Annotated in this window: 20 protein-coding genes; 13 read left to right on the top strand and 7 right to left on the bottom strand. The window is 48.3% G+C overall.

Features of this window, described 5'->3' with window-relative positions; genetic code table 11:
* The 8 genes from RN22_RS20850 to RN22_RS20815 form a co-directional block, all read left to right on the top strand.
* A partial coding sequence (locus tag RN22_RS20850; protein WP_046307374.1) for a type II secretion system F family protein occupies nt 1–628 on the top strand: 628 nt, incomplete at its 5' end.
* Nucleotides 625–2,061, top strand: a complete 1,437-nt coding sequence (locus tag RN22_RS20845) for a tetratricopeptide repeat protein (RefSeq protein WP_046307371.1) — start codon at nt 625–627, stop codon at nt 2,059–2,061. The genes RN22_RS20850 and RN22_RS20845, both read left to right, overlap by 4 nt.
* Before the next feature lies 1 nt (nt 2,062).
* Nucleotides 2,063–2,548 (top strand): TadE/TadG family type IV pilus assembly protein, encoded by a 486-nt coding sequence (locus RN22_RS20840; RefSeq protein WP_052737579.1) that lies wholly within the window; start codon nt 2,063–2,065, stop codon nt 2,546–2,548.
* The gene (tadF, locus tag RN22_RS20835) at nt 2,529–3,083 is read left to right on the top strand and encodes a tight adherence pilus pseudopilin TadF (protein WP_082111451.1); all 555 of its coding nucleotides are present in this window, start codon (nt 2,529–2,531) and stop codon (nt 3,081–3,083) included. The genes RN22_RS20840 and tadF overlap by 20 nt, the downstream gene beginning before the upstream one ends.
* A gap of 11 nt (nt 3,084–3,094) precedes the next feature.
* A complete protein-coding gene (locus RN22_RS20830; RefSeq protein WP_046307365.1) occupies nt 3,095–4,435 on the top strand; it encodes a TadE/TadG family type IV pilus assembly protein in 1,341 nt (446 codons plus the stop codon).
* Nucleotides 4,436–4,453: 18 nt separating this feature from the next.
* Nucleotides 4,454–5,119, top strand: a complete 666-nt coding sequence (locus tag RN22_RS20825; protein ID WP_046307363.1) for an OmpA family protein — start codon at nt 4,454–4,456, stop codon at nt 5,117–5,119.
* An 81-nt stretch (nt 5,120–5,200) separates the two neighbouring features.
* The gene (locus RN22_RS20820) at nt 5,201–5,446 is read left to right on the top strand and encodes a Rho-binding antiterminator (protein ID WP_002539816.1); all 246 of its coding nucleotides are present in this window, start codon (nt 5,201–5,203) and stop codon (nt 5,444–5,446) included.
* A 105-nt stretch (nt 5,447–5,551) separates the two neighbouring features.
* Entirely contained in the window at nt 5,552–6,382 is an 831-nt protein-coding gene (locus RN22_RS20815) for a MurR/RpiR family transcriptional regulator (RefSeq protein WP_046307361.1), read from the top strand.
* Here RN22_RS20815 and RN22_RS20810 read toward each other — a convergent pair whose 3' ends face one another.
* From RN22_RS20810 to RN22_RS20795, 4 genes are all read right to left on the bottom strand, one after another.
* Nucleotides 6,383–7,159, bottom strand: a complete 777-nt coding sequence (locus tag RN22_RS20810; protein WP_046307359.1) for a sulfite exporter TauE/SafE family protein — start codon at nt 7,157–7,159, stop codon at nt 6,383–6,385.
* A 145-nt stretch (nt 7,160–7,304) separates the two neighbouring features.
* Entirely contained in the window at nt 7,305–10,931 is a 3,627-nt protein-coding gene (locus RN22_RS20805; RefSeq protein WP_046307357.1) for a sarcosine oxidase subunit alpha family protein, read from the bottom strand.
* Nucleotides 10,928–11,224 (bottom strand): sarcosine oxidase subunit delta, encoded by a 297-nt coding sequence (locus RN22_RS20800; RefSeq protein WP_046307355.1) that lies wholly within the window; start codon nt 11,222–11,224, stop codon nt 10,928–10,930. Before RN22_RS20800 ends, RN22_RS20805 begins: the two co-directional genes overlap by 4 nt.
* Before the next feature lie 30 nt (nt 11,225–11,254).
* Nucleotides 11,255–12,505 (bottom strand): sarcosine oxidase subunit beta family protein, encoded by a 1,251-nt coding sequence (locus RN22_RS20795; protein ID WP_002539808.1) that lies wholly within the window; start codon nt 12,503–12,505, stop codon nt 11,255–11,257.
* A 266-nt stretch (nt 12,506–12,771) separates the two neighbouring features.
* On the opposite strand from RN22_RS20795, the gene fdhD reads away from it, so the two are divergent.
* From fdhD to RN22_RS20770, 5 genes are all read left to right on the top strand, one after another.
* On the top strand, nt 12,772–13,599 hold the full coding sequence (gene fdhD, locus RN22_RS20790) for a formate dehydrogenase accessory sulfurtransferase FdhD (protein ID WP_046307353.1): 828 nt from the start codon (nt 12,772–12,774) through the stop codon (nt 13,597–13,599).
* A gap of 92 nt (nt 13,600–13,691) precedes the next feature.
* Nucleotides 13,692–13,985, top strand: coding sequence for a hypothetical protein (locus RN22_RS20785; protein ID WP_046307351.1), 294 nt, complete (start codon nt 13,692–13,694; stop codon nt 13,983–13,985).
* A 240-nt stretch (nt 13,986–14,225) separates the two neighbouring features.
* On the top strand, nt 14,226–14,384 hold the full coding sequence (locus RN22_RS25495) for a hypothetical protein (protein ID WP_231590945.1): 159 nt from the start codon (nt 14,226–14,228) through the stop codon (nt 14,382–14,384).
* Nucleotides 14,385–14,544: 160 nt separating this feature from the next.
* Nucleotides 14,545–15,003, top strand: coding sequence for a GNAT family N-acetyltransferase (locus tag RN22_RS20775; RefSeq protein ID WP_046307347.1), 459 nt, complete (start codon nt 14,545–14,547; stop codon nt 15,001–15,003).
* A gap of 32 nt (nt 15,004–15,035) precedes the next feature.
* On the top strand, nt 15,036–15,662 hold the full coding sequence (locus RN22_RS20770; protein WP_046307345.1) for a LysE family translocator: 627 nt from the start codon (nt 15,036–15,038) through the stop codon (nt 15,660–15,662).
* A gap of 35 nt (nt 15,663–15,697) precedes the next feature.
* On the opposite strand, the gene RN22_RS20765 is transcribed toward RN22_RS20770, so the two are convergent.
* From RN22_RS20765 to RN22_RS20755, 3 genes are all read right to left on the bottom strand, one after another.
* Entirely contained in the window at nt 15,698–16,456 is a 759-nt protein-coding gene (locus RN22_RS20765) for a potassium channel family protein (RefSeq protein ID WP_046307343.1), read from the bottom strand.
* Complete coding sequence (locus RN22_RS20760) at nt 16,446–17,672, bottom strand: low temperature requirement protein A (protein ID WP_046307341.1); 1,227 nt, start codon at nt 17,670–17,672, stop codon at nt 16,446–16,448. Before RN22_RS20760 ends, RN22_RS20765 begins: the two co-directional genes overlap by 11 nt.
* Nucleotides 17,673–17,741: 69 nt before the next feature.
* Nucleotides 17,742–18,383: a DsbA family protein gene (locus RN22_RS20755; protein ID WP_046307338.1), complete on the bottom strand. Its 642-nt coding sequence runs from the start codon at nt 18,381–18,383 to the stop codon at nt 17,742–17,744.
* Between the last annotated feature and the right edge of the window lie 114 nt (nt 18,384–18,497).

The raw sequence follows: 18,497 nt of genomic DNA, 5'->3' as shown, positions 1-18,497 counted from the left end.
AAAATCGATATTAGGAAAATATACAGTTTTTGGTGTAGCCTCAGCCATTGTTGTATTAGCAGGCGATGCACCCATTCAAGAGGAAATACTTAACAAAGTCATTTGGTTATCCGTATTAACTCTAGTTTTTGTTATCGGTCCTGACCTTTATTTGGAAATGCGACGCCGCGCGCTCGCCCTCAAAATCACGCGCAAACTTCCATTCCTGTTAGACCTGATGGCTACTTGTGTTCAAACAGGGATGACCATCGAATCAACCCTTTTTTATCTTACTTCGGAGATGGCATCTTTCGACCGCGACATCGCATATATGTTGAAGCGGTTAAGTGACAGAGCCAGGACAGTCGGTATTGATCAGGCTCTCCAAGATCTCTATGAGCGAGTGCCATCCCCTGAAATGCACAGCTTTGTCATGACCCTTACACAAAGCATGCAACACGGTACCTCCGTCTATGAAATATTAACAACGCTTTCGAATGACATTAGGAAGATACAGCTCCTCTCTTTGGAAGAGAAAGCAGGAAAGCTGTCATCAAAAATGTCTATCCCACTGATCATTTTTATCATGATACCTGTGGTCATACTGATCGTCGCTCCAGGTGTCATGAGGATGATGGAGAGACTATGAAACACTTAATTGTTGCGGCATCTTTTATGGCGTTAGCCGCCTGCAGCTCTAGCGGCATCGTAGAAGACTATGCAGGCGAGAAAGGAGAGCAGCTTCTGTTACAAACCGGTAACTATGCTTCACTGGTTAAACGCTATCAGGAGCAACTCAAAACCAACCCTTCTCCGGAACTAAGGCATAAATTGGCAGACGCGCTATACATGTCAGGCGATCCAGAAGCGGCACAGTTTCAGTTGGCATTGATACCGTTAGAAGCAACCGAAGACCCTCAGTTGGAGATGCTCAGGGCAAATGTGTTGTACGACCTAGATAGGCTCAACGCTGCAGAACAACATGTAAATACCGCATTGCGCCTAGATAACAACTATTCAGAGGCATACAATCTTAAAGGCTTGCTGCTTGCTCAACGAGGTGAGTTAGAAAAGGCAAAACAGGCTTTTGACAATGCACGTCTCAATGGATTTAACGACGATACCGTTAAAAATAACCTAGCCATGGTTGCGATGCTAAGGGGAGACTTCAATCAGGCGGCTGACATTCTCTGGCCGCTGGTTGCCAACGGACGAGCAGATCAAATCGTTAAAGCCAATTTACTGCTTTCACTCGCGAAGTCAGGACGGTCCCGTGAATTTAGCCAGCTTCTGGCAAGTGAAGGAGATAGAGAACAGATAGGTAAAAGGTATTCTAGTCTCAACCATGTTAAGCCTTTCAATAGCTTTACTCAGACCTCAGAGAAATTACCTTCTCAAGATACTGCCAACGCATCAGCAAATAAAATAGCTGCGACGCTCTCGAAGAAAGAAAAAGAGATAGAACCCCAAATGGATGTAGCTAAAACGTTGGCTGCTATCCAAGAGCCAAGCAAACCTATCTCTGCTCTTCCAAAGATCTCGGTCATTTTAGAAACGGATGAAGACAAAAAAGCGCTTATCTCCGCTCAAAACTCCAGCATAACTTCCATTGCACCACAAAAACCTGACCCTCTAGAACTGGCCCGCCAGCGGGTGAAAGCTGCGCTGGAAGCAAAAATGGAGAAAGAAAAACTTGTCGCTCAACAGCAAGCGTTAAAGAAGTCGCAAGAAAGTCCTAAAGAGACCTCGAAGAAAAATAAGCGAACGAGATACTTGTTAACTGATATGCGCTATCTGCCAGCTGACGGAGGAAGTGAATACATCGCCACGTCCGATTTCGAGCTAGGAAAAATCAATACTCAATATCTTGAGAAACGTAAAAAATGGGTTTTTGATGTTCAAGGTGCTAAAGACTTTACAACCAAACGCAAACGCTACCTAAAAGATGGCCCAGCCAAATCTATTGAACTTGGTGAACACAAAAGCTTTGTACGTATCGTGCTTGAAATGCGCGAGAACACAAAAGAAAAACCAGAAATAAAAGTGCAGGGAAAGACCCTAACAATTCGTTGGGATGGCTAAGATGAATTCGTTTAAGAAGCAGTTATCACTCCGAAAGAACAATCAAAACGGCATAGTCACCACCGAATTTGTCATTGGTTTTTTGCTCCTTTTTTTCTTTCTCATGTTTTGGGTTGAGATTTGTATCATTGGTTACCTCTCATCTGTTGTTGATTACGCAATTGCAGAATCCTCTCGTTCCGCAAGGGCATCTGCAAACGCGAACTATGACGCGGTTTTTCGCAATGCAATTCGTAACAGTGACGACTTCTGGACCAGCGTTGTAGACCCCAATAAGTTCACCGTTTCCGTAGAGTTTTATAACTCTATAAACGAAGCTGCTTCTCGAGTAGGAAGCTCCGTTGGGTCAGATAAGCCAATAGCCCTTTACCGTGTCAGTTACCAATATGACCCTATGTTTTCTTATTTATATGAAGCCGACACGATGAACTTTACCCGGGAAGTCTTTGCCATTCAGGAATTCGAACGTGACCAATTTAGCCAATAAACAAAAAGGTACCTTTACTATTGAGCTGGTGATGGTTCTTATTTTATTCAGTTTTGTCGTTGTATTTACCATGGATATTGTCTCAAAGCAGGCAGTTGCGGGTAAATTAGACCGCCTCGCCTATTCCACCGTCAGCCTCATTAAAGAACGAACACAGCTTTTTGATGGGGAAGACGAAATATCGACAGCAGAAGCAGCCACATTTTTGCGTTTAGTTTCAGAGTCACTAGAGGCAACAATGGAAAGTTTCGATACGAGCCGATTAGGCGTTTTCATTGAACAACAACGATTTAACAGTGAGCAGCAACCTATCTCTTCGAGTAGTGGGAACGGAACTTTTGACCTTGGCGGCTATAACTGCGAACCCGCCACTCGGCTAAGTCAAAAATTGGAATTAGCCCCAGTCACTAATTTCGGCAACCGATTAACACTATATCAAGTCACTATCTGTTATCGCACTGACAATATGTTCGGTGAGTTAATGGGTGAAACTTGGGAACTCGCTCGTTCAACTGCAGTTTCTGTTGCTCGATAGGAAGAATTGGCATGTACTCTAGAATTAACAATCAGCGCGGTATAGCGACAATATTCTACGTTATTATTTTCCCCCTGTTACTGAGTGTTTTTGTTCTTGCAATAGAGTCCACTCGTTACCTTCAGACTCATGCAAGAGTCAATGATGGCGTAGAGATGGCGTCTCTCGCAGTGGCAGCAAACGCATCTACTTCCAATCAAGAAAATAAGATTCTAGCAAAAGGGTTTGTCGATAATTTCGCCCCAGACGGCGATATAGACCTATCCGACATTAGTATTCAGCGATTGAGTTGTGATGAAATCTATGGCGAGGATTGTGGAAAGCCTGGTGTTTATGACAGAGACGGATTCATATTTACCCAATATAAAGTAAACGTTGAATCAGATTTCACAAGCTGGTACCCACAAAATGACTATCGCTATGGATATGATGAAACAGTCACAATGGGTGGAGAAGCAAGAGCAAGGAAATATCAAGGCTTCACAATTGATGTTGCCTTTGTTGCCGACTTTTCAGGCTCAATGCTAGATGATTGGAGCGGAGATAATGACGATGGCGAGTTTGCCAATATCAATACAAAATATGAAGGTGTTATCGAAGTTATAAAACGTGTCACAGAAAGGTTGGAGTCTTATAACGACTCCACCGAGCAAGAAATTAACGGCGAGCGATTGGCGAATAAAGCCGCGTTCGTTGGATATAATATGTATCCGCACAATGGCACCACCTTTTACAGCGACGTCCAGTATTACAATAACTCAGGCTCCAGATCTTGGCGTTGGTGGCAAAATATCCCAAACATTAACTATGGTGCGACGGTTGCTAACCCATTGGAGGGCTCCCAAACTACCATCTCCGATAGAGATCCAAATGACAGCTCAGTCTTTGGCACGTTAGCTCTCACCGATGATTTTCCAACTTTCCGTTCAATCATAGATGGGTTCTATCCCAGTCACGGTACAGCCTCGTATGAAGGCATTCTTAGTGCTGCAAAAATTGTTAACAATGGTGAAAATGTGCGGAAATTGATCATCGTCTTGTCAGACGGAGCGGATTGGCATCCTGACTATGCTGGTGACACCCGTTACCCATCCTACGCAGCGCTGAGACTTTATAACGCTGGGCTTTGCGACAACATTATTAATCGTCTGGAGCAAAGACAGATTAATGGCCGTAACGTTGAAGCACGTATCTTTGTTATTGGTTTTGGCTATGACATCGACAGAAACCCGGGTCTTCAAACCTGCGCTGGCGCCGAGAACATTCAATCGGCAAGTTCATATCAAGATATTTATGACACGGTTCTCGAACTCATTAGTGAAGAAGTTGGCCGTTTGTACTTTGGAAGTTAAGGAAACAATGGGACCGCTATGAAGGCATCTATTTCGCTAACTGCAATTGCTTTGACTTTGATGGCTCAATCAGCGTCAGCAAACACTATTTCGACGACTGTATTTGAGGATATTTGTTCAGATAAAAATACTGAGGTCGCTTTCCGTATTGAAGTTGGGCAATCAACGGAAGTCTTTTTTCACAAAAATCAATATATTCAATTAGAAAGGCCTATGAAGGCTCACCCTACAACTCCGCTCTTCATAGACGCCCTCGTAAACACAGGCCTCAATAAAGAATGTGCGGAGCTCTTGGTGCGCGAAACTCCAAAGGTAGAGCAAGGGAAAAGTGGGTTGATTGCTAAAGTACACTTCGGGTTTGATAAGTCTTCCCTGACCCCTACCGGAAAGAAGATCCTTGCAGGGATTGTGGATTCCATCAAAACATCCTCAACACCACTTTCCATTACAGGTCATACAGACAGTGTAGGTTCGCACGCTTATAACCTGACCTTGGGTCTGAAACGCGCAGAGTCGGTCAAAGGCTATTTGGTTAATGCTGGCGGAGACAAGAAGCAACTCAAAACTGCCTCTGCCGGGGAAACCAAACCCGTACAAAGCAACAAAACAGCAGCGGGTAGAACCGAGAACCGTCGTGTCGAGGTGGTTGCAGTCCCTTTGCCTAATACGGCGGAAGCCAAGTAGTAAATTTGAGCCCGCTATTGTTAGCGGTTTTTTACTCTTTGGGTCACACTAAAAGAACTATCACCCATGGAGGGAAGGTTCATGATTAAATGTGCCGAATATGACTATGTCGAAATCGCCTGTTTGTATCACTACCCCGTGAGGTTAGTGATGAAAGACGGTGGCGTTAACGAAGGCATTGCCAAAGATACCGCGCGAAATATCCAGAAAGAGGAATGTATGGTGTTGGATGTCGATGGTGAAGAAGTGTTGGTTGTGCTCGACAATGTTACCTCGATGAAGGTCTTAGTTGATAACCCTCACTTCAGCGAGATCACTTTCAGTTAAGTCGCCCGCCGTTGCTGTTAGTATAAGGATTGGAATAAAAATTCCATTTCCTATTCTTTAACGAAACATTACACTTGCCATAGACGTGCTAAATCAGGGATCGCTATGGCAACTGCAACTCACCTCGCTGAATTACAACAACAAATCCGTCACCGCTATCATGACCTGAGCAAACGGCTTCAGCAGGTTGCTCACTATGTGTTGGATAACCCAAACAGCATTGCCTTCGACACTGTAGCGGTCATTGCCACTCATGCGAATGTGCCGCCTTCAACACTGATCCGCTTTGCCAATGCGTTTGAATTCAGTGGCTTCAACGAAATGAAGCAACTGTTCCGCAAAAACCTCGTAGAGGAAACCAGTAGCTATACTGAACGCGCCCGTCTGCTACAAAACGCCCAAGGTGAAGAAAGGGCACTGGAAACGCCGTCAGACATTCTGCAGCAGTTTAGTCACGCCAATACCGTCGCGCTTCAGGAGCTCTCCAATGCAATCGCACCCGAGCAGTTGGATGCAGCCGTCGATCTTTTAGAAAACGCGGAAACCATATACATCGTGGCGATGCGTCGTGCTTTCAGCATCGCCTCATACCTGGGTTATGCACTTCGTCATCTTGAACGCCGTGTTGTGATTGTCGACGGATTCGGCAGCATGGCAGCTGAGCAATTAGCGTTGGTGGGCAGCAAAGACGTGGTGATTGGTGCGAGCTTCTCTCCTTACTCGCCAGAAACGGTTGAGCTGTGTGAGTTCGCCGCCACGAAAAAGGCAAAACAAATCATTTTTACCGACAGTCAGGTGAGCCCTCTGGCGGCAAATAGCGACGTTTGCTTTGTGATTAAAGAAGCAGAGGTTGAATCCTTCCGCTCCCAAACCGCGACCCTCTGTTTGGCTCAAAGTCTGGCGGTATCACTCGCATTCAGGCTAAGCAGGAAATAGTCAAAGAAGCCCGCTGATCCCATCCACAGAAAGCTTCACACCCGACAGGAAAAGAAACAGGTAGCAAAGCTGATAGATCCGTACCTGACTGACCCGGTGCAGAAGCTTCACGCCTAATGTGACGCCCAAAGGTGCCAATGGCATCAGGATTAGAGCCGTAGACAAGTTGTTGGCATCGAATTCGCCAAGAGCCGCGTAGGGGATAAGTTTCACAACATTTAGCACAGCGAAGAACACTGCCATGGTAGCCACCAGCGTGACTTTTTCGAGCCTCAGAGGAAGAAGATAAATACTCGCAGGGCCACCACCGGCATGGATGGTGGTGCTGGAAAACCCGCTCACACCGCCCCAAAGCGTGGCTGCCAAGGTGTTATTTCCCCTTCTTGCGGGCTTGGCCATTCCTAACAGGCTCAGTAAATACTGACCACAAAACCACAGCGACAATACCCCAATCGTCAGCTTCAATCCTGCCTGCGAAACGGCTTGCATGTAGAAGCCTGCGAGTGCAACGCCCACCAGCGCACCCGGTAGCATTTGCTTTATCACGGAATAATCAGCCTTGCGGTAGTGATAGCGAACGGCGAATACGTCCATCACAAGAAGAATCGGTAGCAAGATAGCCGCAGCCTGTGTCGGTGCTATCGTCAGTGCCATTAGCGGAACGGCGATGATACCCAGCGCGCCACCCAACCCGCCTTTACCGATGCCGTAAATCAGCACGGCAGGGATAGCCATCAGGTAAAACAAAGGGTCAGTGATAAAATCCAAGCGCGCCATCTCGTTATTGTTTAATGCCCAAATAGCCTGAATCCCGCATCTTCAGGTCGTTTGGGTATATAGACAATATCACTAGTGCAGGTGGCTAATGCGTCACGTGGCTAAGAAAAACAAAGCCCGCATGAAGCGGGCAATGAGTATTGAGTTAGCAGTCCAGCGCCAACCCGTATTCGTCGGCAGATTGTTGTATCCAAAGCGCGATGTAATCAGCAAAACTTCGGCGCACAATCAGGTCATAACAGTTTTCACTGTGATGGCGCATAAACACCTGCCCTTTCGCGAAAGATGTGCCAACGCACTTACCCATGATGAAGCTTCTGCCATCGACATCGTATGAAACAGATTTCTTCAGCACATCTTTGGCATGAGAGCCAGTCAGTGTTAGCAATGTCTGCCCGCCGCTAACATCCGTGATTTGGAAATGCCCTGACAACGCTTCCCGAAGTTTCTTCTCGATGGTACCTGCATCTTGATCGAAGCTCAGGATCAGCCACTCATCTGGCGATTGCCACCAAATTTGCAGCGAATCGTTCACCGAAGAAGTACAAGGTGAAACTGGCAAGGTCAACCCTAATGCACTTTCCACTGCCGCAGAGAACTCTGCAGTAGGCTCACCACGTAACACGAGATGGCTCACACCATCGCGTTCGTGTAAATGCACGCCCGGTGAAGACGGGTGCGATTTACCAAGATGATGCACAGGTGTGCGTTTTACTGGTTCATAGCTTTCTGACAGCGCCGATACCTCATCTTCATTCGCGTTCATCGGCTTCTCATTCTTAGTGTCGTAAAACACTGAGCTGCAAATCTCCGCCTTGAGTGTCTTGCCATTTGCCAATGGGAAGTAAACATGTTCCCCGATGCGATTAAGACCATCTTTTATCAGACCAAATGCAATAGAGTAGCCCAATACTGCACTGAAGTATGAAGAAGAGACATGCCCCACCATGGTCATTGGGACAGGTTGGTCAGGGTTATCGACTGCTTGTGCCCCTTCAGGAATAACTTTGTGTGATTCTACACATTTCAGGCCCACCAGCTGTTTTCTGTCAGTTCGGGAAGTGTCCTCCCGTGACCAGGATCGACGACCCAGGAAGCTGTAGGTTTTCTGCTTACCGGTAATCCAACCCATATTGAGATCCTGCGGCGTCACCGAGCCATCGGTATCCTGCCCCACGATGATAAAGCCTTTCTCTGCACGCAGAATGTGCATGGTTTCCGTGCCGTAAGGGGTGATGTTGTAGGCTTCACCTGCTTTCATCACCTGCTCCCACACGTAAAGGCCGTAGTTCGCATTCACATTGATTTCGAACGATAACTCTCCCGTGAAACTGATGCGGAAAACACGGGCGTCCACGCCTGCCACTTTCATCGGCTTCCAGCTCATGAATGGCATGGCTTCTTCAGAGACATCTTCATCGCCAACCAACTGACGCAGCACATTACGGCAATTTGGACCGGAAATCGTCATCGTCGCCCATTGGTCCGTCACACTGGTGAAGTAGACTTCAAGCTCTGGCCATTCCGTCTGGTGCCACACTTCCAGCCATTGCAGCACACCCGCTGCGCCACCTGATGTGGTTGTCATGATGAAGTGAGAATCTGAAATGCAGGATGTCACGCCATCATCAAACACCATGCCGTCTTCGTGACACATCAGGCCATAGCGACAACGTCCCGGCGCCAGTTTGTCCCAGCCATTGGTATAAATGCGGTTCAGGAATTCACGGGCATCTTTACCCTGAATATCGATTTTACCGAGTGTGGATGCATCCAGAATACCGACACTTTCGCGGGTTGCCTTACACTCACGCGCCAAGGCTTCATCCATGGTTTCGCCGTTCTTCGGGTAATACCAAGGGCGCTTCCATTGGCCAACGTTTTCAAACAGCGCGCCTTCTTTGACATGCCATTCGTGCATCGCGGTATAACGCGCCGGATCGAACAGTTTGCCGACATGCTGCCCTGCCAATGCACCAAAGGTCACTGGCGTGTACATTGGGCGGAAAATGGTGGTCCCGGTTTCTGCAATGGATTTGCCCATTGCATTGGCAGCGATCGCCATACCGTTGATGTTGCCCGTTTTCCCCTGATCAGTACCAAAGCCCATCGCGGTGTAGCGTTTGATATGCTCGATGGATTCGTAACCTTCTCGAACTGCCAGCTCGATACCCGCAGCGGTAACATCATTCTGAAAGTCCACAAACTGTTTTGGCGCGCGGCTGACCGGTAAACGGTAAGGCACTAAGTACATCGCCATAGCCGAGTCGGTTTGCAATGTATCGACGACAGGAACTGTCGTTTCGGCGAGCTCTAAGCCCAATGCGTCTGCAATGGCTTTGGCTTTGGCTGCCCCGTCCTGAATCACTTCCAGCAACGCACTCTCACCATTGACAGCGCCTGCGTAATCCATTCCTTCAACGGTATTTGAAGGTACAAATCCGGCAATGTCATCACGCCAAGTCGGCCGGCCACCCGTGTGACAACTTAGGTGGAGCGCAGGACTCCAACCACCGCTGGTCGCCACCGTATCGCAGCTCAGCACTTTCATTGCACCCGTTACGCTCTTTCCATCACGGTCAATAGGAGCCACTTCCGCACCAGTGACATGGCTGCCACCTTGGAGACTGGTTACGGCATGACCGTGCAATACAGAAATACCCAAAGCCTTGGCTTCTTTCACACGATCGCCACCAGAGAAGGAACGTGTATCAACAATCGCGACCACGGTTTTACCACTGTTGTGCCACTCAATCGCCGCGTCATAGGCTTCGTCATTGGTGGTCATCAATATCAGCTCATTGCCCGGTGCAACTGCATAGCGACGAAGATAAATCTGTACCGCCGATGCCAGCATACTGCCGGGCAAATCGTTGTTACCAAATACCAGCGGACGTTCAATCGCCCCTGTCGCCAGCAAAACATGCTCAGCGCGGATATGATGGATGCGCTGGCGGACGCCGCTGACTTCTTCGCCCAAGTGATCGGTGAGCCTTTCTACGGCACCCACAAAGTTGTGGTCGTAATAACCAAACGCGGTGCTTCTTGGCAGCAGCATAAAATTATGGTCAGTCTCGAGAAGTTCAAGCGTCTCAGCGACCCAATCGGTTGCAGGGTTGCCGTTTATCTTCTCGCGGCAATGCAGCAGGCTTCCGCCAAATTCTGACTGTTCATCCACCAGGATCACCCGCTGGCCTAAGCCCAGAAACTGTCTTGCCGCAGCCAGGCCTGCAGCACCACCGCCAACAATCAGCACTTCGCAATGCTGATGCATGTGATCGTATTGATCTGGATCGTTCGCACGTGGAATTTCACCCAACCCTGCCGCCTTACGAATTTGCTTTTCGTAGGTCGGCCAAAGGGATTCCGGATACATGAAGGTCTTGTAGTAAAAGCCGGCAGGCATCATTGCACCGCCAATTTTCCCCACTACAGAGAGGAAATCTTTATCCAAACTTGGCCAAGCATTCGCCACTCTGGCGTTCAAACCATCGTACAGTTCGGTCTGTGTAGCACGCTGATTTGGCAGTGATGTGGCATCGTCTGAGCCCAACTGCAAAATCGCGTTCGGCTCTTCTGCACCTGCACCTAAAATGCCGCGGGGACGATGATATTTGAAACTGCGTCCCACGACTTTCACGCCGTTAGCAAGCAATGCAGAAGCCAAGGTGTCGCCTTCGTGGCCCTGATACACTTTGCCTTCAAAAGTAAATGTGAAAGACGAATTGCGGTCGATACGCCCGCCTTCACTTAAACGGTTAATCTGACTCATGCATCCGCCTCCCCATTTTCCTCGGGAGCGGACTCACCGATTTTGTATACCGCTTCAATCTTGTAAGTCACTGTGTTGCGCTGCACGTTAAAGAACTTGCGACAGCCCGCAGCGTGATACCACATTTCGCGGTGGCTCCCCTTAATGTTCTTGCGATGGAACAGGTAATAACCCCATTCTTTATCGCTCAGGGCTTCAGGTTCCAGCGGACGAACAATGTGCGCTTCACCGCCATAGCTGAATTCGTCTTCTTCTCTGTATTCTTCACAGTAAGGGCAATAAATCCGTAGCATCTGCGTTCCTTTCCCTATGGTCTGTTGACCCTAATGCGCAACACCGGCAGCGCCGTGTTCATCAATCAAATGGCCCGTGACAAAACGGTTGAGGTTGAATGGTGCCGCGATAGGGTGCGGCGAATCGTTCGCGATAGTGTGAGCAAACACATGGCCCGACCCCGGCGTGGCTTTAAAGCCCCCAGTCCCCCAACCACAGTTGAAGTAGAGCCCTTGAATGTCCGTTTTACTGATGATGGGACAAGCATCGGGGCAGGTATCGACAATCCCACCCCAGTGACGGTTCATTCGCACACGGCTGAGGAAAGGGAACATCTCGATGATTGCTGAAATCGTGTGTTCGATAACAGGGAAAGAGCCGCGCTGACCGAAGCCGTTATAGCTGTCGATACCCGCCCCAATCACCAAATCGCCTTTGTCTGACTGGCTGATGTAGCCATGAACAGCGTTAGACATGATGACAGTGTCGATACATGGCTTCACTGGCTCAGATACCATGGCCTGCAAGGGGTGGGATTCCAGTGGCATGGTCATTCCCGCCATTCGTGCTAACTCACCCGAGTTACCTGCAACCACACAACCCACTTTTTCCCCGCCGATAAACCCGCGAGAGGTTTCTACACCTTTCACTTTACCGTCTTCAATACGAAGACCGGTCACTTCCGTTTGTTGGATTAAATCCACACCCAGTTGATCGGCGGCTCGGGCATAACCCCAAGCAACGGCGTCGTGTCGCGCCACGCCGCCCCTTGGCTGCCAACTCGCCCCCAAGACCGGGTAGCGGGCATTGTCAGAGCAATCAAGAAGTGGCACCAATTCTTGTACGCCTCGGGTATCCAATACTTCACTGTCGATACCGTTTAGTCGGTTTGCGCTCACACGACGCTCAATATCACGCATATCCTGAAGGTTGTGCCCCAAGTTCAACACGCCACGTTGGCTGAACATCAGGTTGAAATTGAGCTCCTGGGAAAGGCCTTCCCAAAGTTTGAGAGAGTGTTCGTAAAGGTGTGCGGCTTCATCCCACAAATAATTGGAACGCACAATCGTGGTGTTTCGTGCGGTGTTACCGCCACCAAGCCAGCCTTTTTCCACCACCGCAACATTCTTAACGCCACATTCCTTGGCGAGATAGTAAGCCGTTGCCAAACCATGGCCACCGCCGCCAACAATGATCACGTCATAAAGAGGTTTCGGCGTCGGGTTTCGCCATGCCCGTTGCCAGTTTTCATGGAAAGTGAGCGCGTGTTTAAACAGCCCGAATCCTGAGTAATCTGTCATTCCATTGTCCTGAATTCCGGAAAATTTAACGCCGTCACTGAATTTGTCACGGCACTGAAAAGTGTAGTCTTTTCATTGCTGTCAGGCGGAAAAACGCCACCGTATAAAGGCATGGTAAAGCGGTGATCTCACTGGGAAATGTGCAAATGCGCCCGCCCGAAATGCGTTTGCGACAAAGTGTGATGTCACCTTTTTTACACTTTGGGGCAACACGTTAAACTGGTTGGCACTATGCTTCGTGACATACATACCGCTCAGGGCTGAGAATGACGAATCGCAAAATGAAAGATGACGAAGCGCAGCCGGATGCGCCACTTCCTCCCCACTCGCTGCATCATTACATTGATGACGAGAGTCAGGTCACTTCGTTTGCAACCCTGCCAACTGAAACGCCACTGGCCATCAGCTACAACGACGTCAGCCACGCAGTGATGATGGTGACACCTCAGGATATTGAAGATTTCATTTATGGTTTTTCTTTCAGTGAGCGGATTATCCGAAGTGGCAGCGAAATCCATGACATCAACATCGAAAAGAAAGACGACGCGCTGATTGCGAATGTGCAGCTTGCCAACCGCGCACAGGCGAGACTTTCCCTGACAAAGCGTCATTTGGCTGGTCGCACGGGGTGTGGGATTTGCGGTACTGAATCTCTCGAACACGCCATACCAACCTTTGAACCCTTACCATATATCGATACCCTCAAAAACGACAGCATCCTCAAACTGCGGGAGTCTCTCCGTCAGTGGCAGTCTTTGGGGCATATCAGCGGTGCCATTCACGCGGCGATGTTGGTCAATGAACAAGGCGAGATTTTGCTGTGCCGGGAAGATATTGGCCGCCATAATGCGCTGGATAAAACGCTGGGAACGGCAATTCGCAGCAAAGCGCTGGCACCGACTCAAGCCTTACTGGTCACCAGTCGTTGCAGCATCGAATTGGTGCAAAAAGCGGTGTTATCTGGTGTCGCCACACTGATCACGCTCGGCACACCGACTTCTCTGGCGGTCAACACCGCGATTGAAGCCAACCTAAACCTCGTTCATCTCCCAAGGCAGGATGCACCGCGCTTTTTTAACCGTGCGTCCCGCTGAGTGGCTCGCAAATTTACAACTCGCAATGCAATAATTTAAAGGTTCGTTTTATTCTTCCGCATCAATGTCTTAGTTGAAAATCCGGAACGAATATGGAACTCGACAAACGCTTTTATCGATGGGGAGAAGAACGCCGCTATGGAAAGTTCTCTTACATCGTCCGTACCGCATTGTTCCTTACCATCGTTCTGTTGTCATCGCGTCTGGCTTCGCTGTTCCTTTACGAACCCACTTCAGGCGTTGAAGCATTTTTCCTCCAATTTCCAACGCAAATACTGATGTTCACCACCCTATCTGTACTCCTTAGTACACTTGGATGGTACTTAAAAGAAGCATGGTACAAATCCAAAGCACGTCGCCGCAGCTTGCCCATTACGTCTCTGTAATCCGCGCAAAAAGTCCATATTTCGAGGCACACGTCGCGTCACCGCATTCAGGAGGAATCATGCTTAACATTCTGGGCATAGATCATCTGGTTCTCAGAACTGACAAACGCAAGAGCATGATCGCATTTTATACTGGCGTTCCGTGGTTTGCTGACCAAATTGCGCGAGGGCAATGCCTTGATTGATATTGTCAATATTCATAGTCAACTGGGATGACGAGGTGGTGGAGAACCAACAGAGATGGAGAATAATGTTGACCATCTTTGCCTACTGATTTCTCCACTGGACGAAGACAACATTATCGCGCATCTAAACCAACACGGTGTTGAACATGTTGAATTCACCGCTCGCTATCGTTCAGAAAGTGTTGGCAAGACTCTTTCCTTCAGCGTCCCATAGGGGAATACGGTCGAATTTCGTTGCGCGAAAACCGGTGAGCCGCTCTACGCAGTCCTACCTGGTGATGGATAAGCCCAAAGGACAGAGCCATGCTCGACAAAAAGGATATTTATGCTTTTTTCTACGACTTTTAAAATTACTATGAAAAGGTATCTATCAGATGCCTGCTAATATCACTTTCAGCGAAGTAACACCCCAACATATTCCTGCGTCACTGCTCCTCGAAGCGGATCCATCAGCATCCAGCATCGCCTCTTATCTACTTGATTCTTGGTGTGTCATTGCAACATCTGATGACAATGTGGTCGCAGCATGCGTGGTCAAGCCTATCGGTAACCAACGTGCGGAGCTATTTAACATTGCGGTGTCCCCAGACTTTCAGGGCAAAGGCTGTGGCACACAACTGCTTCGATACATGATCCAATTCGTTCGTGCCAAAGACATGAAAAGGCTGGAATTAGGTACGGGTACGTTTGGTTATCAGCTCACTTTCTACCAGCGAATGGGCTTTCGGGTATTTGATGTTGTCAAAGACCATTTTTTAGACAACTATGATGAGCCTATTTGGGAAAATGGGGTTCAACATAAAGACATGTTGAGGCTTTACCTGGATCTGTAAGGCCTGCCAGTGCTTAGGGAGTAGCGCTTTTCATGCAGCTAGAGACTTTTCTGCTTTATCTTTTCGTATCATTTTTCTATGTCACCAGCCCGGGGCCCGCTATTTTGCTGGCCATCCGTAATGGTCTCACGGGAAAAATGTCAGTGGTTGCCACCTCAAGCTTTGCCAATATTGTCGGGCTGTTCATTCTCTCGGTGGTGTCTATGCTTGGCCTGGGCGCACTCTTGATGACATCCTCCCTCGTCTTTACTGTCTTTAAAGCCATAGGCGCCATTTATCTCATCTACCTTGGCATCAAGATTTTTCGCTCAAGTCGAATAGGCAATTCAAAAGTTGAAGAGAGTGAAAAACCGAATAAGCGCTATCACCATTACTTTGGCGAAAGTTTGCTGCTGGCGATAACCAACCCTAAAGCCATCGTCTTTTTTGCTTCGTTCTTTCCGCAATTTCTGGATACCAACGCGCCTGTCGCACCGCAGTTTTTCATCATGACGCTGAGCTTTATGGCAATCTCATTTGGCTCTTTGATGTTTTATGGTGGTGCGGCAAAGTTGATGAAGCAAACCTTGGCCAAGCTTGCATTTATCCGCTGGTTTAACCGGGTAACGGGAACGTTATTTGTCGGGCTGGGTATCAAGTTGGCACTGACCCAACGATAAGAAGAGCTGTTTACACGAAAAATAAAGGCGTCCGGTTAGACGCCTTTGTTGTCTTTCAGCAGCGCTTTTAGCTCCTGAATTTCTTTTCGCAGTGATTGCACTTCAGCTTCCAATGCTGGCGAGTTGTTGTCCTTCGGCTCGGCAATCAGCCAGGAAGCAAACACCGCGGTAAAGCTGCCAAACATGCCCACCCCCATTGTGATCAGCATAATGGCGACAATTCTTCCTTCGAAAGTCACGGGATAGAAATCGCCATAACCCACGGTCGTGATGGTAATGAAAGTCCACCAAAATGCGTCTGCCGCAGTCTGGATATTTGCGCCCGGCATGCCGCGCTCAAGAGAAAGCACGTAGATAGAACCAAACACCATCATGATCAGCGAAGTCGCAATCAGAAAGTGGAGTGAGGAAGACGCTTTGTTTTCGCTGATGGCATGGGTGATCATAGATATCGACTTGATCGCCCTAACCAGACGCACCACACGCAGAATGCGGGCGAATTGGTTTACGTCCATCAAAGGAATGCAGGAAATCAAATCCAGCCATCCCCATTTCATATATTGCAGCTTTGACTCTGCTGCACGGAACTGCTGAACGAAATCAATGAAGAACACCCCACAGATCAGGGTGTCTACATATAACAGGATCTGTCGCGTTTCAGCAGAGAGTGGGAACAGAATTTCTACCATCAGCGAAAGCACGACAAATACAGAAAGCACCAGCACCGCGATTTGAAAAGGCGTGATGGATTCCGGCAGCTTTTTGTCGACCGCTTGCACCTGATTAACCCGCATCTTCCACTTCAGTTTTGGCTTGCGTATCGGCCGCTGATATCGCGACATACGCATTTCGCATTGGGATCACCGCCTGAGAAATCAGTGCTGCACCCCAAACGAAGTTGCCGATGAGTGCCGGAACAAAAGCGACAATCGCTAGCGCCACAAAGGATAGGCCAATGCCCACCATGCGGATTTTAGCGGTCGCAAATTGGTGTGCCGTACGCTCTTCAATCACATTCTGAATAAGAAGCAACGCATAGAGATAGCCAGCCAGACCAAGACAGCCAATGACTGCATACTTGAACGGGTAGTGATCCCAGAAGCCCACTTTCACTTCAGCAGACAAAGCCACACCCACACATACCGCAGACAACATGAGCAAGAGGTGAGATAACGTCCATTGCATCATGGTTTTAGGATCTGTATTTCGTGGTTTTCCGTTGCCTGCAAAATCAAAGTAAATCCAACACATCACCAGCAATGAAAAACCACCGATAATGTAGTTTACAAATACATCCGGCGACACGTTGGAGACACCGTATTCTGACAAAGTGATGATCAGTTTGAAAAAGCCTTCACCGACGACAATCAGCAGTAACAGGGCAAAACGCTCTGCCATGTGACCCAATCTCGGCACCAGACGTTCATGTCGTATAATCCCAATCTTTGGCATAACAAACAGCGCCCAGATCACCACCATACCAATGCCAAACAAGATGTAACCGTAAGGCTGTGGCAGGAAAGCACTCACTGCAAAAATGACAGAAGCGCTCCCGTAGTTACGGGACATTTCACAAGGTAGCGAGGCTTCAGAATCCCCTACTTTTTTTGCCCGGCGATAGAGATAAGCAATGATCAATCTGTTCAGGGCATAACCAACAGCAAAAAACGCCCAGCCACCGTGGTCAATCGAATGGATTGACGAGGTCATCAACATCACCGTTAGGATCTGCGCTGCCATCACCAGTCGGTGGCGTATATCTGTACTCACGTATAGCGAGTTGAACAGGCTGAGATCGAACCAGGCAAACCACACCACAACGAACAGCATGGCGAAGATGGCAAAACCTTCCACACTTAGGTGATGGCTGAGGTAATTGCCCAGAACGAAGATAGAAACCACATGCACCAAGTCATAGAACAGCTCAAGCCAGTGAACGTGATCGCTGGATTTTTCGCTGTCTAAGTGATGCTGGGGCTTACGCCAGAGGGGGTGGTCTGACAGACTCATAATCACATCCGTGTCATATTAAAATTCAGAGCATTCTAATGAACGATCCATGTGTCGACTTTCTCAATATTAAGAATCCAATTCTTTCAATATCTGCTTTAGCACGTCGACAGGTTGAGCGCCTGTCACTGCACTTTCTCGATTGAAAACGATCGTTGGAACGGAGGAAACACCAAGACCACGCCAGTAACTCTGAGTGTCGCTGAAGATCTTGGCTGCTTTAGCATCTTCTAGCTTGGCCATGCCTTCTTCAGCACTTAGACCCACTTCTTCAAGCAGTTTCGCCAAAGTATCTCGGTTCGAAATGTCCTGCTTCTCAGAAAAGTAAGCATCAAACAAACGCAGCTTGAGTGCCGTTTGCTTCCCCTTTTCTTTTGCGTATTCCAAAAGAATATGCGCATCGCGGGTGTTCAGAGTTTTCATCTCATCGAAGAATGAAAATTGGAAGCCAAGCTCTTGGCCCAACTGCGTTAAATTTTGGCGGTTACGGTCGCTGTCTTCCCGACTGATGCCGTATTTACCCATCAAGTGCTCTCGCAAATTCTCACCTTCCGGCCCCACATGAGGATTGAGTTGGAACGGTTGCCATTCCAGCTCGATAACATCCTGCATACCCAGCTCATCGATAGCTCTCTCCAAGCGTTTGTAGCCGATGATGCACCACGGGCATACAACGTCAGACACAATGTCGATTTTGATTTTATCAGTCACGGTGAACTCCCTTTTTACCCCCTGCAAAAATCGGCATACCAGTCTGCAAGGGTATATACCCAAACTACCTGAAGATGCTCGCATTCAGAGGCCCTCAATGCGTTCAATTCAAGG

Source organism: Grimontia sp. AD028 (assembly GCF_000973155.1).
In the GTDB taxonomy this organism is placed as follows: Bacteria; Pseudomonadota; Gammaproteobacteria; order Enterobacterales; family Vibrionaceae; genus Enterovibrio; species Enterovibrio indicus.
The sequence above is the reverse complement of the archived record's forward strand: the minus strand, read 5'-3'. Positions and strand labels throughout refer to the sequence as shown.